The sequence below is a fragment of the Streptomyces sp. NPDC049541 genome (assembly GCF_044465725.1).
GTDB lineage: Bacteria > Actinomycetota > Actinomycetes > Streptomycetales > Streptomycetaceae > Streptomyces.
The window spans coordinates 149,352-165,022 of record NZ_JBITLY010000015.1 but is presented as its reverse complement, the minus strand read 5'-3'; the positions used below and the strand labels follow the sequence as shown (position 1 = coordinate 165,022).

Genomic DNA, 15,671 nt, shown 5'->3' with positions numbered 1-15,671 from the left:
CACACACGGCGCCCCCCTGTGCTCCCCCGCACAGCACCCTTACCCACGGTGAGGCAGAATCGGGCCTTGATGAGCACCTACGGCAACTTCACCGCCCCCATAGGGTCCAGGCGTGCGCCCGCGCTCCGTACCGTCGGCACCCGGGAGCGCCGCTCCCACCTGACCGCACCCCGCGTGCCCACGGTCGGCATCGACATCGGCGGCACAAAAGTGATGGCGGGCGTCGTCGACGCCGACGGCAACATCCTGGAGAAGCTCCGCGCGGAGACCCCGGACAAGTCCAAGAGCCCCAAGGTCGTCGAGGACACCATCGTCGAACTGGTCCTCGACCTCTCCGACCGGCACGACGTGCACGCGGTGGGCATCGGCGCGGCCGGCTGGGTCGACGCCGACCGCAACCGCATCCTGTTCGCCCCGCACCTGTCCTGGCGCAACGAACCGCTGCGCGACCGCCTCGCCGGCCGCCTGGCCGTACCGGTCCTGGTCGACAACGACGCGAACTCCGCCGCCTGGGCCGAGTGGCGCTTCGGCGCCGGCCGCGGCGAGGACCACCTCGTCATGATCACGCTGGGCACCGGCATCGGCGGCGCGATCCTGGAGGACGGCCAGGTCAAGCGCGGCAAGTACGGCGTCGCGGGTGAGTTCGGCCATATGCAGGTCGTGCCCGGCGGCCACCGCTGCCCGTGCGGCAACCGCGGCTGCTGGGAGCAGTACAGCTCCGGCAACGCGCTGGTCCGCGAGGCCAAGGAACTGGCCGCCGCCGACTCCCCGGTGGCGTACGGGATCATCGAGCACGTCAAGGGCAACATCGCCGACATCACCGGCCCCATGATCACCGAGCTGGCCCGCGAGGGCGACGCGATGTGCATCGAACTGCTGCAGGACATCGGGCAGTGGCTCGGCGTCGGCATCGCCAACCTGGCGGCCGCCCTGGACCCGTCCTGCTTCGTGATCGGCGGTGGCGTCTCGGCCGCCGACGACCTGCTGATCGGCCCCGCCCGGGACGCTTTCAAGCGTCAGCTCACCGGCCGCGGCTACCGCCCCGAGGCCCGTATCGCGCGCGCCCAGCTCGGCCCCGAGGCCGGCATGGTCGGCGCCGCCGACCTCGCCCGGCTGGTCGCCCGCCGCTTCCGCCGCGCCAACCGGCGCCGGGTCGAGCGGCACGAGCGCTACGAGCGGTACCTGGAGACCCGCCGCTCCGCCCGGGACAGCGCATGACCGCCTCGCTGCCGCGTCAGGCCCTGCCCCCGGACGAGCCGTCCCGGCCGCCCGAGGACCGCCGGCACAAGATCCGCCGCCGGGCGCTCACCCTGCTCATCATCGTGCTGCTCATCGGCGTACCGGCCGGCTATCTGGTGATCTCCGCCAACCAGAGCCGCGACAGCGGCAAGGACAAGGAGGCCAAGTACGCGGCGACCGGTCTGACCAAGGGCTGGCCGTCCCAGGTGCAGCGCCGCCTCTACCAGGTGCCGATGCCCCACCCGTCGGGCAAGGTCGCGAGCTACGAGACGAACAACTGGAAGACCAGCCGTCTCTACGTCCAGTTCCAGACCCCCCTGCGCAACCTCGACGTCTTCCTGCACGACATGGGCGTCACCCGCGCCGATCTCAAGCGGGGCGACATCACCATCAGCGCCCGGGACCAGAAGATCACCGGCTGGGACTTCACCAGCCCGGGCCCCTGGTACGGCCTGGTCCACGAGCAGAAGGCACCCAAGCCCACCCAGTACGTCATGATGAGCCTGGGGAACAGGAACAACCCGTTCTTCTACGTCGTCTCCCGCACGGTTCCGTGACGCGGCCGGCCTCGGCGCGCCCGCCGGAGCCGATTGTCAGACCCCGCCCGTAGAGTCGAAGACGTCTGATCCGACTCATGGGACGGGAGGTGACAGGTCGTATGCGCGACATGGTTGCGGTGGCCGCGCGAGCGGAGGAGCGGGAGCAGGGCGCGGGGGAGTCCGTGCCCGTCCGGCTCGCGGCCGTCTTCCTGCCCGCCCCGCTGCCGCGGGACGGCCGGATCGCCTTCTGGGATCCCGAGGGCGGCCCCCTGACCTCCGGCGACACCGAGCTCACGGTCGTACGACCGCACGGCGCGGGAGTACGGCGCAGGACCGCCCCCGCGCTCTGTCTCCCCGTCGTCGAGGCGCTGCCCCACCTCGTCCGCGCCCGCCGCGACCCGGCCGCCCACCCCGCCACCGCCTGCTGGGGCGCGGCCGCACTGCACGCACTGCGGCTCGTCGCCCGCGGACGCCTGCTGCCCGGCCTGACGCCCACCGGTCACGACGCCTGGCGGGCAGGCCCCCTGGACCCGGACGACATCGCGCACATCCGGTCGGTCGCCGCCGCCCTGCCGCACGAGGGCCATGCGGTCCCGCTGCCCGGTCCGGGCCCGCTCAGGCTGCCCGAGCCGGAGGCGCTGATGCGCTCCTTCCTGGACGCGGTCGCCGACACCCTCCCGCGCACCCCCGCCGCACCGCACGCCTCCGGCAGGCCCTTCGCCGACCGTCGCCCCCAGCGCCTGCCCGAAGCCCACGACTGGGCCGCCGAGGTCGCCGCCGGCATGGACGCGGGCGTGCGGATCTCCCTCCGCCTCGACCTGTCGGCGTACGAGCTGTTCGACCGGGACGATGCCGTGCGCACCGCGGGCGCCGCGATCGTCCAGGTGCACAGCCTCGCCGACCCCACGCTGATCACCGACGCGGCAGCCCTGTGGGCGGGCGAGGCGGACGCGGCGTTCGGCCCGCGCGCACGCGTGGACGCGGCCCTCGCCGTGCGGCGCGCGGCCCGCATCTGGCCTCCCCTGGACCGGCTCTCCGAGCAGGACGTGCCCGACGTCCTGCCGCTGTACGACGAGGAGCTGGGCGAACTGCTCGGCGTGGCGGCGACCCGGCTCGCGGCCGCCGGGGTCGCCGTGCACTGGCCCCGGGACCTCGCCCAGGACCTGAGCGCGGCCGCGGTGGTACGGCCCGCGCCGGGCTCCGCGACCGACGGCACCGGCTTCTTCGAGAGCGAGGAACTCCTGCAGTTCCGCTGGCAGTTGGCGCTCGGCGGCGACCCGCTCAGCGAGGCCGAGATGGACGCCCTGGCCGAGGCGCACCGCCCGGTGGTGCGGCTGCGGGACCGCTGGGTCCTGGTCGACCCCGCCCTGGTCCGCAAGGCCCGCAAGCGCGAACTGGGCCTGCTCGACCCGGTGGACGCGCTCTCGGTCGCGCTCAGCGGCAGCGCGGACGTCGACGGCGAGACGGTCGAGGCGGTACCGGTCGGCGCCCTGGCGGCCCTGCGTGACCGTCTGACCGCCGGGGTACGTCCCGCCGAACCGCCCCCGGAGCTGCACGCCACCCTCCGCGACTACCAGCTCCGGGGCCTGGCCTGGCTGGACCTCATGACCTCCCTAGGCCTCGGGGGCTGCCTCGCCGACGACATGGGGCTCGGCAAGACGATCACGCTCATCGCGCTGCACCTCAAGCGCGCCCGCAGCGAGCCGACCCTGGTCGTCTGCCCGGCCTCCCTGCTCGGCAACTGGCAGCGGGAGATCACCCGGTTCGCGCCCGGCGTCCCCGTCCGCCGCTTCCACGGCCCGGACCGCACCCTGGACGACCTGACCGACGGCTTCGTCCTGACCACCTACGGCACGATGCGGACGACGGCACCGCGGCTGGCCGAGCAGCGCTGGGGCATGGTCGTCGCGGACGAGGCGCAGCACGTCAAGAACCCGTACTCGGCGACGGCGAAGGCCCTGCGCACCATCCCGTCCCCGGCGCGGGTCGCCCTCACCGGCACGCCCGTCGAGAACAACCTCTCCGAACTCTGGGCCCTGCTCGACTGGACGACACCCGGACTCCTCGGCCCCCTGAAGTCCTTCCGCGCCCGGCACGCGCGCGCCGTGGAGAACGGCGAGGACGAGGAGGCGGTGACCCGCCTCGCCCGTCTCGTGCGCCCCTTCCTGCTGCGCCGCAAGAAGTCCGACCCCGGCATCGTCCCGGAGCTGCCGCCCAAGACGGAGACGGACCACCCGGTGCCGCTCACCCGCGAACAGGCCGCCCTCTACGAGGCGGTGGTGCGGGAGTCCATGCTGGCCATCGAGACCTCGGACGGCATCGCGCGCCGGGGCCTGGTGCTCAAGCTGCTCGGCGCGCTGAAGCAGATCTGCAACCACCCTGCGCTGTATCTCAAGGAGGAGGCCGTCCAGGGCGAACGGCTGCTCGCGCGCTCCGGCAAACTCGCCCTCCTGGACGAGCTGTTGGACACCCTGCTCGCGGAGGACGGCTCGGCGCTGGTGTTCACCCAGTACGTGGGGATGGCCCGCCTGATCACCGCGCACCTGGCCTCCCGGGCGGTCCCGGTGGACCTGCTCCACGGCGGCACACCGGTCCCGGAGCGCGAACGCATGGTGGACCGCTTCCAGAGCGGCGCGACCCCGGTCCTGGTGCTGTCCCTGAAGGCGGCCGGCACCGGCCTGAACCTGACCCGCGCGGGCCATGTCATCCACTTCGACCGCTGGTGGAACCCGGCGGTCGAGGAACAGGCCACCGACCGCGCCTATCGCATCGGGCAGACCCAGCCGGTCCAGGTCCACCGCCTCATCACCGAAGGCACGGTCGAGGACCGCATCGCCGACATGCTGGAGTCCAAGCGGGCGTTGGCCGACGCCATCCTCGGCTCCGGCGAGGCGGCCCTCACCGAACTGACCGACCGCGAACTCACCGACCTGGTCACCCTCCGGAGGCCGACATGACCCCGGGCCCGGCCGACGAGGCCCGCCGGGCACTGAGGGAGGCACGGCAACGGGAGAGGTCCGGCGCCCGAGGACCGGAGCAGGGGAGCGCCGCGGGCCACGAACCCGCATCCGAGCGGGACGCGGACCAGGAGCCGGCGACGCAGAAGCCCCCCGGGCACGAGCAGGCCCCGCAGGGCAGCGAGGCAAGGCCCGCCGACGCCGCCCGCGCGGCGCTGCGCCGCGTCGCCCCCGGCCCTCTGCCGGACGACGCCGCCGCGCCCGGCGACCCACCAGGCAGTGACGCGGCAGCGACCGCGGAGCGCGAGGGTGAGGCTCCGAGTTCCGGGCTGCCGGGAGCGGACGGTGGGGTGCCGGGTGCCGGCGTGAGGTCTCAGGGCGAGGGAGCCGACCCTGCGGGTGCGCGGCCCGCTGATGTCGCGCGTGAGGCGTTGCGCGCCGCGCGGGCGGAGATGCGCCAGGCCCAGGTGGATGCCGAGCGGTCCGCAGGCGCGCGGCGGGCGGCCTCGGCGGGCGGCGTACGTCGCGGCGGCGCGCCTCGAGGGGCTGCCGGTGTCCAGGCGCGGGACCTGAAGGGGCTGCTTGCCGACGCCTTCCCCATGCCTGCCTCGGCGAGCGGGCCGGCGGAGAGCCCGGACGACAACCCCCGTGCGAGGGAGCGGAGTTCGAACCCCCGGACACACGTGTCCGGTCACGGCCCGCAAGCAGCCGCGGCCACTGAGCACTTCGTCGAAGCCGAGGGCCCCGGCACCCCCGGCTCCACCCCACCCCTCTTCCCCGGCGAATCCCCGACCGGACCCACGGCCCCCCGCGGCCACTCCATGGCCGCCCCCGGCCGCGACAGCGAACTGCGCCGTACCTTCCCCGCATTCCCGGCCCGACCCTCCCGTTCCCCGGCCTCCCCGGGGTCTCCCGCCGACACCCGGTTCGCGGAGACGTGGTGGGGCAATGCCTGGGTCACGGCCTTGGAAGAGGGGGCGCTGGACGCCAAGCGGCTGGCGCGTGGCCGCGCTTATGCCGAGCAGGGCCATGTGGACGCCATCACGGTGACGCCCGGACTCGTGCTCGCGTATGTGCAGGGCAGCCGCCCGCGCCCGTACCGCGTACAGGTGCGGCTGCGCACGCTGGACGACGCCGACTGGGCGCGGTTCCTGGACGCCGCCGCCGAGCGGCCCGGGCACATCGCGGCGCTGCTCGACAAGGAGCTGCCCCAGGGCCTCGTCGACTGCGGAGTGCCGCTGCTGCCGGGCCCGCGCGACCTCGACCCGCGCTGCAGCTGCCCCGATCGCGGCCACCCCTGCAAACACGCCGCCGCCCTCTGCTACCAGACGGCACGCCTCCTCGACGCCGACCCGTTCGTACTGCTCCTGCTGCGCGGCCGCGGGGAGCGCGAGCTGTTGGACGCCCTCTCCCGCCTGAGCGCCACACGCGCGGCCCGCGCCGCCCAGGAGCAGGAACCAGCCCCGCTCCCCGGCGTGCGCGCGACCGAAGCCGTCCTGTCCCGCCGACTACCGCCGCTCCCCGCCCCGTTGCCCGTCCCGCCGCACCCCGAGCAGCCCCCGGTCTACCCGGCGGCCCCGGGCGGCCCCGACCCCTTCGCGCTGGACCAGCTGGCGACCGACGCCGCCGCCCGCGCCCACGCGCTGCTCAGCACCGGCCGCGACCCGGTGGCGGAGCTGACGCTGTGGCAGGACGCCGTCCGGCTCGCCGCCGCCCGCCCCGGCTCCGGCCTCACGGCAGGCACCCGCGCGCTCTACGCCTCGCTCGCCGCGGCCGCCGGGCGCACACCGGCCGAGCTGGCCCGAGCGGTCGCGGCCTGGCGGCAGGGCGGCATCGAAGGCCTCGCCGTCCTGGAGGAACCCTGGGACCCGCCCGCGGGACGCTTCGACCGCGCCCGCCCCCTCCTCCTCGCCGCCGACCTCCCCGCCTTCAGACCCTGGCGCAACCACCTCACCCACCCCCGCGGCCATGTCCAGCTCCGCCTCGGCCGCGACGGCCTGTGGTACGCCTACGAGTCGGAGCCGGGCCACGACGACTGGTGGCCCCGCGGCACCCCGGACCTCGACCCGGTCGGCGCCCTCACGGGCCTGGGCACACCGAACGACCTCTGAGCGCAGGCCGCACCCGCAGCCTCGACTGCCGTGCGGACGCGAGGTGTACGGCCCACGGCAGTCCTGCCGTCACAGGGCACGGTGGGAGACGGTGAGCAGGTAGGTGCCGTAGAAGAGGGAGACGACGGCCAGGGAGCTGAGCAGGATGACCAGGGTACGCAGGCTGCTGCGCGCCAGATGCCGGGCGAGCGGGATCAGCAGCGGGAAGGCCGGCAGCAGGAACCTCGGCTTGCTGCTGAAGAAGTGGGTGCCGCCGACCGCCATCACGATGAGCACCGCACAGTAGGCCAGCAGGGGCAGGGGCATCCGGTTCAGGAGGCAGAAGACGAACAGCAGCAGGTAGCCGAGGACGATCGCGGCGGTGGCGTAGACGGCGAGGACGTCGTGACCGACGACCAGGTGCTTGAACTCGTGAGCGGTGAAGCGGCCGAAGTCGAACCGCGAGCCCCACAGGCTCTGTACGTGGAAGTAGCCGAGCGGGCTGTGGGTCCGCAGTCCCACCCAGCCGATGTAGCCCAGCCATCCGAGGGGCGCCACCGCGGCGGCCGCCCAGGCGCGTGGCGCGGTGGGCGCACCGGAGCGGCGCAGCTGCCACAGATGGGCGACGGCGCCGGTGACGACGGCGGCCGCCACGGCGAGGCCGTTCGGGCGACACAGCCCGGCCAGCACCGCGAGCGTCCCCGCGGTCAGCCAGCGGCGGGTCAGCACCGCGTAGAGCGCCCAGGCCGCGAAGGCGGTCATGACGGGCTCGGTGTACGCCATCGTCAGGATGATCGCGTGCGGCAGCAGCGCCCACAGCGCCACGAGGAGGATCCCGATGCGTCGTCCGTGCAGCAGCTCGCCGACCGCGTACACGCCCCAGGCGGCCGCCAGGGCGGCCGTCCATGCGATGAGCAGCGCCACGTTGACCGGGCCGATCGGCAGCACCGTGTTCACCGCGTGGATCAGGCCCGGGAAGAGGGGGAAGAACGCCAGGTCGTTGTAGATGACGCCGTGCTTGGCGGGGACGATCAGGCCGTAGCCGAACTGCGAGATGTGCCAGTACCAGTGGCCGTCCCATTCCAGGCCGGCCACGGTCCGCGGGTGTCTGCCGAGGTGGATCGACCACAGGGTCGCCATGATCACCCCGGTCAGCCGCACGGAGACGAACAACGTCAGTGCCGGCAGGGCCTTTCCCAGCTCGATGCGCCACCGCGGCTGCTGAGGCGGTGGATCGAGTCTCGGCGCGAACCGGCGCATGAGCGTGTTGCTCGTCTGAGTGGGGCTGTCGCCCATTTCGACCTCCTTCGCTGCCCTGCATGAGGGAGCGGCGGGACGCCTGGTTCCATCGCCGAGAAATCTCTTACTTCGTGAGAATCGGTGAAATTCACGGTGAGAACGGGCGGTGACCTGGAGGGGGCCCGCGTATCACCTGCGCATGAATTCCAGGTGGGCCCGCATGGACGAGCGGGGTGGCCGGAACCAGTAAGGTTCCGGCCACCCCGCTCGTTTCAAGGGCGAGTTGTGCGTCGGCTTACGGCCGTTCCGCCGCCAGCAGCGCCGGAAACGCCTCGTGCAGGGCCTCGCGCCAGTCGCGGATCGGCTCGATCCCGGCGGCCGCCCAGCGGTCGTGCCCGAGGACGCTGTACGCCGGCCGGGGGGCCGGGCGGACGAAGGCGGCGCTGGTGGTGGGGCGGACCCGCTCCGGGTCCGCGCCGAGCAGCCGGAAGATCTCCCGGGTGAGGCCGAACCAGGTGGTCTCGCCGCCGCTGGTGCCGTGGTAGATCCCCGCCGGGGCGGTACCCGCGAGCGCGGACTGCCCGAGGCGGACCAGCCGGTCGGCGAGGTCGACGGTCCAGGTGGGCTGGCCGCGCTGGTCGTCGACCACGTCGAGGGTGTCCTTGACGCCCTCCAGCTTGATCATCGTGCGGACGAAATTGCCGCCGCCCGCCCCGTACAGCCACGCCGTGCGCACCACGTAGCCCGCGTCCGGGAGCGCGGTCAGCACCGCCTGCTCGCCGGCCAGCTTGGTGCGGCCGTAGGCACTGCGGGGAGCCGTCGGGTCGTCCTCCGCGTACGGAGAGGCGCCGTCGCCCGCGAAGACGTAGTCCGTGGAGACCTGCAGCAGCCTGGCGCCGGTCTTGGCGCAGGCCGCGGCCAGGTTCCGGGGACCGTCGCCGTTGATCCGCAGCGCCTCGGCCTCCTGGGTCTCCGCGTCGTCGACGGCGGTCCAGGCGGCACAGTTGACCACCACGTCCGGCTGGTGTTCCGCGACGGCCCCGTGCACCGCCTCCGGGTCCGTGATGTCCAGGTCCCCCCGGGTCAGGCCGACGCTCGGCACTCCGTCGGCCGCCAGCCGGGCCAGGAAGTCCTTGCCGAGCATCCCGCCGGCACCGGTGATCAGCCAGGTGGAGGTCACAGCGCGGCCCGCTCCTTCAGGGGCTCCCACCAGGCGCGGTTCTCGCGGTACCAGGCGACGGTCTCCGCGAGACCGGTGGCGAAGTCCTTGTGGGGTTCGTAGCCGAGCTCCTCGCGGATCTTCGTGCAGTCCACGGAGTAGCGGCGGTCGTGGCCCTTGCGGTCGGCGACGTACTCGACGCTGGTGTCCCAGTCGGCGCCGCAGGCCTCCAGCAGCAGCCCGGTGAGCTCCTTGTTGGAGAGCTCGGTGCCGCCGCCGATGTTGTAGACCTCGCCCGGGCGGCCCTTGGTGCGCACCAGCTCGATGCCCTGGATGTGGTCGTCGATGTGCAGCCAGTCGCGGACGTTGCCGCCGTCGCCGTACAGCGGGACCTTCTTGCCGTCGAGCAGGTTGGTGATGAAGAGGGGGATGACCTTCTCGGGGAAGTGGTGGTGCCCGTAGTTGTTGGAGCAGCGGGTCACCCGCACGTCGAGGCCGTGGGTGCGGTGGTACGACAGCGCGATCAGGTCGCTGGACGCCTTCGCCGAGGAATACGGGGAGTTGGGCTGCAGCGGGTGCGTCTCGGGCCAGGAGCCCTCGTCGATGGAGCCGTAGACCTCGTCGGTGGAGATGTGCACGAAGGTCTTGATGCCGGCCCGGTGCGCGGCGTCGATCAGGGTGTGCGTGCCGACGACGTTGGTGCGGACGAACTCCGCGCCGCCGTCGATGGAGCGGTCCACGTGCGACTCGGCGGCGAAGTGCACCACCTCGTCGTGCTCGGCCATCAGCTTGCCGACCAGTTCGGGGTCGCAGATGTCGCCCTGCACGAAGGCGAAGCCGGGGTGGGCGCGCACCTCGTCGAGGTTGGCCGGGTTGCCCGCGTAGGTGAGCTTGTCCAGGACGGTTATCGCCACGTCCCCGGGCCCCTCGGGGCCGAGCAGCGTACGGACGTAGTGGGAGCCGATGAAACCGGCACCGCCGGTCACCAGGATTCGCGTGGTCATGAAGAGATCTGCACCTTGCTGTGGTCGCCGAGGACGAGTCGGTGGGCTGCGGGATTGCGGGGCGCGGGGGTGACCTGGACGTCGCGGCCGATGAGCGAGGTCTCGATCCGCCGTACGCCGGTGATGGAGGAGTCGCGCAGGACGATGGAGTACTCGATCTCGCTGTCGTCGATACGGACGCCCTCGGAGATGGAGGTGAAGGGGCCGACGTACGAGTCGCTGATCACCGAACCGGGGCCGATGATCGCGGGGCCGACGATGCGCGAGCCGCGGACCTCGGCACCGGCCTCGACGCGCACGCGACCGATGATCTCGCTGGACTCGTCGACCGTGCCCTGGACGCTCGGCTCGACGGTCTCCAGGACGGAGCGGTTGACCTCCAGCATGTCGGCGACGTTCCCGGTGTCCTTCCAGTAGCCGGAGATCGTCGTCGAGCGGACGTCCTTGTGCTGGTCGATCAGCCACTGGATGGCGTGGGTGATCTCCAGCTCGCCGCGCCAGGAGGGCTCGATGCTGCGGACGGCCTCATGGATCGCGGGGGTGAACAGGTACACGCCGACCAGCGCGAGATCGCTCTTGGGCTGCTTGGGCTTCTCCTCCAGGCCCTTGACCCGGCCGTTCTCGTCGAGCTCGGCGACACCGAACGACGTCGGGTTGGGCACCTGGGTCAGCAGGATCTGGGCGTCGGGGTGCTCCGTACGGAACTCGTCGACGAGGCCCGTGATGCCGCCGACGATGAAGTTGTCGCCGAGGTACATGACGAAGTCGTCGTCGCCCAGGAACTCGCGCGCGATGAGCACCGCGTGCGCGAGGCCGAGCGGCTTGTCCTGGGGGATGTACGTGACGTCGATGCCGAGCTTCGAGCCGTCACCGACGGCCTCCCGGATCTCCTCGGCGGTGTCGCCGACGATGATTCCGACATCCGTGATGCCGGCGTCGGCGATCGCCTCCAGCCCGTAGAACAGGACGGGCTTGTTGGCGACGGGCACCAGCTGCTTGGCCGATGTGTGGGTTATCGGACGCAGGCGAGTGCCCGAGCCACCTGAGAGAACGAGAGCCTTCATGCGGCGCATCCTAACCGGGCTCCGGGGCAAGCACCGCTCCGTGCGTTTCATCACAGTTGGCCAAACCATCGTGTGGACTTTGTGATCTGTTTGTGGCCGCAGCCGCCGCTTGACGTGACCACGGTGTGACCGCCAACGCGTTAGCCTTGTCCGTCAGCCAGCGGCGGTGTACGCCGTGTCATGACGTCATGACTCCCCAGTGACTTAAGCGGAAGAAGAGACATGCCCATCAAGGTGAGCGTGGTGATCCCGGTCTACAACCCGGGCAAGTACATCGAGGACTGCATAGCCTCTCTTCTGCGCCAGAGCCTGCCGGACGACGAGTACGAAGCGATCTTCGTCGACGACGGCTCCACCGACGAGACGCCCGAGCGCCTGGACCGGCTCGCCGCCGAGTACCCCCACATGCACGTCATCCACCAGGAGGGCTCCGGCTGGTCCGGCAAGCCGCGCAACGTCGGCATCGCCGCCGCCAAGGGTGAGTTCATCCAGTTCGTGGACAACGACGACTGGCTGGGCGACGAAGCCCTCGAACGCATGTACAACTACGGCGTGGAGAACGGCGCCGATGTGATCGTCGGCAAGATGGCCGGAAAGGGCCGCCCGGTCCCGCTGGAGCTGTTCCGCAAGAACCGCCCGCACGCGAACGTCGAGAACGCCCCGCTGATCGACAGCCTTACCCCGCACAAGATGTTCCGCAAGGCGTTCCTGGACAAGTACGACCTCCGCTTCATGGAGGGGCGCCGGCGCCTGGAGGACCACGTCTTCGTCGCCGAGGCCTATCTGCGGGCCGAGAACGTCTCCGTGCTCAGCGACTACCTGTGCTACTACCACGTCAAGCGCGAGGACGCGTCCAACGCGGGCTTCCAGCGCTTCGACCCGGTCGGCTACTTCAAGAACCTGCGCGAGGCCCTCGACGTCGTCGAGAAGCTCACCGAGCCCGGCCCGCTGCGTGACCGGCTGTTCCGCCGCTGGCTGCGCAACGAGATGGTCGAGCGCATGCGCGGGCAGCGTCTGCTGAAGCTGCCGGAGGACTACCGCAAGGAGCTGTTCGACGAGATCCACAAGGTGGTCGTCGAGCGCTTCGGGCCCGGCGTCGCGGCCGGTCTGCAGCCCACGCAGCAGATCGTCGCCGGCCTGATCGCGGCGAACCGGCTCGCCGACGTCGAGGAGTTCGCCCAGTGGGAGTCGGGGATCAAGCCCTCCGGCACCCTGGAGAACCTCGGCTGGGAGGACGGCAAGCTGTCGATCGGCTTCACCGCCGAGTACAAGTCGGCCGGCGAGCCCATCACCTTCCGTGCCGACGGCGACAAGGACCTGCTCGTCCCGCCGCTGCCGCAGACCAGCCTGGACGCCATCGCCCTGCTCGGCGCGGACACCTCCGCCCCGCTCGGCAAGTCCAAGGTGGACCTCGTCGTGCGTGAGCGCGCGACGGCCGCGGAGTTCTTCCAGCCCGTGGACTTCACCCGGGAGAAGGTCGCCGTGGCGGGCCGGGACGGGTACTTCCGGCAGGTGCTGCACGCCACCTCGCGCATCGACCCGCTGGCGGCGGCGAACGGCGGCGGACTGGACGCGGGCATCTGGGACGTCCTCATCCGTATCCACTCCTGCGGGTGGACCAAGGAGACCCGCCTCGGTTCCGTACGCAGTGAGGCGGCCGGGCACGGACGGCGCGCTGCCGTGGTGGGCTCCCCGGCGCACGTGGTCCTGCCGTACTGGACCGACCCGCACGGCAACCTCTCGCTCGACGTCGACCGGAAGACCAACCGGATCTCGTACGAGTTCGCCGGTCACACCGCCGCCGACGTCACCGTGACAACGGACCCCGACCGCCTCACCGTTGCGCTGCCCTTCCACGTCCAGGGCGAGAGTGAGGCAGCCGTGAAGCTGACGCACGTCGCGACCAGCCGTTCGGTCGAGCTTCCCGCCACCGTGGCCGCCCGCACGACCGGCGATGCCGAGTTGAGCGCTGGCCTCACGCCTGGTGAACTGGAGGGCGGCCCGTGGCGGCTGGAGATGATCCTGCCGTCGGCCGGCGCCGGCAAGCCGGTGGCCCTGCCGCTGGTCCTCGATGTCTCCGCGAGCGGTGGTGCCGAGGTCAAGCCGCTCGCGGCCGCGGCCGCCGACCTGGTGGCCAAGGCCCCCGGACGGCCCAAGCCGGCCGCTCGCCCGGCAAAGCGGACATTCCTGCGCCGTGCGGCGGGCAGGCTCCGTCGGGCTCTGAAGAAGTAACCGAACCACGCGAACTAGGATCGATACGTGCGACCACTGGGCATTGACGGCGCTTGGGTACTGGAGCCCAAGGTCTTCCCCGACGACCGCGGCAGCTTTCACGAGTGGTTCCGCGGCGCCGAATTCCGCGAGGCGACCGGCCAGGACCTCAACCTGGCCCAGGCCAACTGCTCCGTCTCCAAGCGGGGCACCCTGCGCGGCATCCACTTCGCCGACGTCCCGCCGAGCCAGGCCAAGTACGTCAAGTGCGTGCGCGGCGCGGTCATCGACGTCATCGTCGACATCCGGGTCGGCTCACCGACGTACAAGCAGTGGGAAGCCGTCCGGCTCGACGACCAGACCCATCACGCCGTCTATTTGTCAGAGGGCCTCGGCCACGCCTTCTTCGCCCTGACGGACGACGCGACGGTGATCTACCTCTGCTCCGAGGGTTACGCCCCCGAGCGTGAGCACGGCGTCCATCCGCTCGACCCTGACCTCGCCATCCAGTGGCCGGACGGCATCGAGCCGCTGCTGTCCCCGAAGGACGAGCAGGCGCCGACGCTCGCCGAGGCGGAGGCCCGGGGACTGCTGCCGCGGTATGAGGACTGCGTCACATACCGCCGGTCCCTCCGGACCGTTGACGGCTCCTGACCTCTGGTGACGGCCCTTCCGTGAAATCAAGAAAGAGGTATGGGCTTTGTCCCATTAGCGTTTCTTAGGGAACGCGGAAGGGTCCGCAACCCTCCTCCTGGGTGACGGAAAAACCACGGGCAAGGAAACCGGGGACTGAGTGGCATGGGTTTGACCAGCGAGACGACTGTGTACGTGATGGCGGCCGTGGCCGCCATTTGTGTGGCGCTGTTGGTCTGGCTGTGGCCACGGCTGGCCAAGCAGGGCGTCTGGCAGGTGCTGGGACGGCTGGTGGCGGTCGGAGTGGCCCAGGTGACGATCATCGCCGCCTTCGCGTGCTGGCTGAACTCGTCCTACCAGTTCTTCGGATCGTGGGGTGAGCTCTTCGGCAACGTCGACACCGCTCCCGTCGGTGTCACCCAGGCGGGTGGAAACAACGACGGCGGGGCCATTTCCGGCATCTCCGCGAAGGGCTCCCTCATACAGCCCAACGGTGACGAGCAATTGAACCGGGTCAGCGGACTGCCCACCGGTCCCGCGGCGGTGAACGGGCGGGTCGAGTCCGTGAAGGTCATCGGCCGCCGCACCGGCGTCGTCGACCCGGCCTTCGTGTACCTGCCGCCGCAGTACTTCCAGAAGGCGTACCACCGGCAGCGCTTCCCGGTGATCGTGGCGCTCAGCGGCTACCCCGGCTCCATCTTCAACCTCGCGCAGTACCTGCGGGTGTCACAGACCGCCGGTGAGCTGCAGAAGAGCGGCCAGATGCAGCCGACCATCATGGTGATGATCCGGCCGACGATCGCTCCGCCGCGCGACACCGAGTGCGTGAACGTGCCGGGCGGACCGCAGACCGAGACGTTCCTGGCGAAGGACCTGCCGGACGCTCTGAAGGCCACGTACCGGGTGGGCCACGACGCCACCGCCTGGGGCGTCATGGGTTACTCCTCCGGCGGCACCTGCGCCCTGCAGCTGACGATGCGCAACCCGCACGTGTACACGACGGCCGGTGCCCTGTCGCCCGACTACAAGATCAAGGACGACGCCACGACCGGCAACCTCTTCGGCAGTGGGCTGGGCCGCGTCAACCGGATCAACGGGCACGACCTGATGTGGCGGCTCAAGCACCTTCCCGCACCCCAGGTCTCCGTCCTGGTCGCCGACAGCAAGCACGGTGAGAAGGGTTACCCCGAGACGCTGGCCTTCATCAAGGCGGTCAAGGCACCCATGCGCGTCGTGTCGATCCTGCCCGAGAACGGCAGCCACAACTTCCCGACCTGGGTACGGGAGATGCCGGCCACCCTGAAGTGGATGAACCAGCAGCTGACCTTCCCCCAGGACGTCGTGCCCCGGCACGTCCCGAAGCCGAAGCCGGGCCACACCACGGTGCGTGCCTCGGGCCAGGAGCCCTCGGAGGCCCCCACCAGGCGCAGGTGACGCAAGGTCCTTCCTCTCACCCTACGAACCGTAGGGTGAGAGGTCGGTGAGAAGAAGCCTGCCCCTCCAGCGCTTACCTACATGTTGTAGTAGTCAGACCCG

The 15,671-nt window shown here is 71.4% G+C and carries 11 protein-coding genes; 7 read left to right on the top strand and 4 right to left on the bottom strand.

The window, feature by feature from the left end; translation table 11 throughout:
- Nucleotides 1–69 precede the first annotated feature (69 nt).
- The 4 genes from ACIBW9_RS38230 (at nucleotide 70) to ACIBW9_RS38215 (ending at nucleotide 6,846) form a co-directional block, all read left to right on the top strand.
- Nucleotides 70–1,218 (top strand): ROK family glucokinase, encoded by a 1,149-nt coding sequence (locus ACIBW9_RS38230; protein WP_365834325.1) that lies wholly within the window; start codon nucleotides 70–72, stop codon nucleotides 1,216–1,218.
- A complete protein-coding gene (locus ACIBW9_RS38225; RefSeq protein WP_398962108.1) occupies nucleotides 1,215–1,796 on the top strand; it encodes a sugar kinase in 582 nt (193 codons plus the stop codon). The genes ACIBW9_RS38230 and ACIBW9_RS38225 overlap by 4 nt, the downstream gene beginning before the upstream one ends.
- Before the next feature lie 101 nt (nucleotides 1,797–1,897).
- Entirely contained in the window at nucleotides 1,898–4,735 is a 2,838-nt protein-coding gene (locus ACIBW9_RS38220; protein ID WP_398962105.1) for a DEAD/DEAH box helicase, read from the top strand.
- Nucleotides 4,732–6,846 (top strand): SWIM zinc finger family protein, encoded by a 2,115-nt coding sequence (locus ACIBW9_RS38215; RefSeq protein WP_398962102.1) that lies wholly within the window; start codon nucleotides 4,732–4,734, stop codon nucleotides 6,844–6,846. The genes ACIBW9_RS38220 and ACIBW9_RS38215 overlap by 4 nt, the downstream gene beginning before the upstream one ends.
- 69 nt (nucleotides 6,847–6,915) lie before the next feature.
- Here ACIBW9_RS38215 and ACIBW9_RS38210 read toward each other — a convergent pair whose 3' ends face one another.
- The 4 genes from ACIBW9_RS38210 to ACIBW9_RS38195 all read right to left on the bottom strand — a co-directional run bounded on the left by ACIBW9_RS38210 (nucleotide 6,916) and on the right by ACIBW9_RS38195 (nucleotide 11,291).
- A complete protein-coding gene (locus ACIBW9_RS38210) occupies nucleotides 6,916–8,121 on the bottom strand; it encodes a hypothetical protein (protein ID WP_398962100.1) in 1,206 nt (401 codons plus the stop codon).
- A gap of 238 nt (nucleotides 8,122–8,359) precedes the next feature.
- Entirely contained in the window at nucleotides 8,360–9,208 is an 849-nt protein-coding gene (gene rfbD, locus ACIBW9_RS38205; protein WP_398962169.1) for a dTDP-4-dehydrorhamnose reductase, read from the bottom strand.
- 32 nt (nucleotides 9,209–9,240) lie between these two features.
- The gene (gene rfbB, locus ACIBW9_RS38200; RefSeq protein WP_398962097.1) at nucleotides 9,241–10,227 is read right to left on the bottom strand and encodes a dTDP-glucose 4,6-dehydratase; all 987 of its coding nucleotides are present in this window, start codon (nucleotides 10,225–10,227) and stop codon (nucleotides 9,241–9,243) included.
- Nucleotides 10,224–11,291: a glucose-1-phosphate thymidylyltransferase gene (locus ACIBW9_RS38195; RefSeq protein ID WP_398962095.1), complete on the bottom strand. Its 1,068-nt coding sequence runs from the start codon at nucleotides 11,289–11,291 to the stop codon at nucleotides 10,224–10,226. The genes rfbB and ACIBW9_RS38195 overlap by 4 nt, the downstream gene beginning before the upstream one ends.
- 222 nt (nucleotides 11,292–11,513) lie before the next feature.
- Here ACIBW9_RS38195 and ACIBW9_RS38190 point away from each other — a divergent pair, with 222 nt between their 5' ends.
- The 3 genes from ACIBW9_RS38190 to ACIBW9_RS38180 all read left to right on the top strand — a co-directional run bounded on the left by ACIBW9_RS38190 (nucleotide 11,514) and on the right by ACIBW9_RS38180 (nucleotide 15,569).
- Nucleotides 11,514–13,523: a glycosyltransferase family 2 protein gene (locus ACIBW9_RS38190; RefSeq protein WP_398962093.1), complete on the top strand. Its 2,010-nt coding sequence runs from the start codon at nucleotides 11,514–11,516 to the stop codon at nucleotides 13,521–13,523.
- Between the two features lie 27 nt (nucleotides 13,524–13,550).
- Nucleotides 13,551–14,156, top strand: coding sequence for a dTDP-4-dehydrorhamnose 3,5-epimerase (rfbC, locus tag ACIBW9_RS38185; protein WP_398962090.1), 606 nt, complete (start codon nucleotides 13,551–13,553; stop codon nucleotides 14,154–14,156).
- A 144-nt stretch (nucleotides 14,157–14,300) separates the two neighbouring features.
- Complete coding sequence (locus ACIBW9_RS38180) at nucleotides 14,301–15,569, top strand: alpha/beta hydrolase (RefSeq protein ID WP_398962087.1); 1,269 nt, start codon at nucleotides 14,301–14,303, stop codon at nucleotides 15,567–15,569.
- Nucleotides 15,570–15,671: the final 102 nt, after the last annotated feature.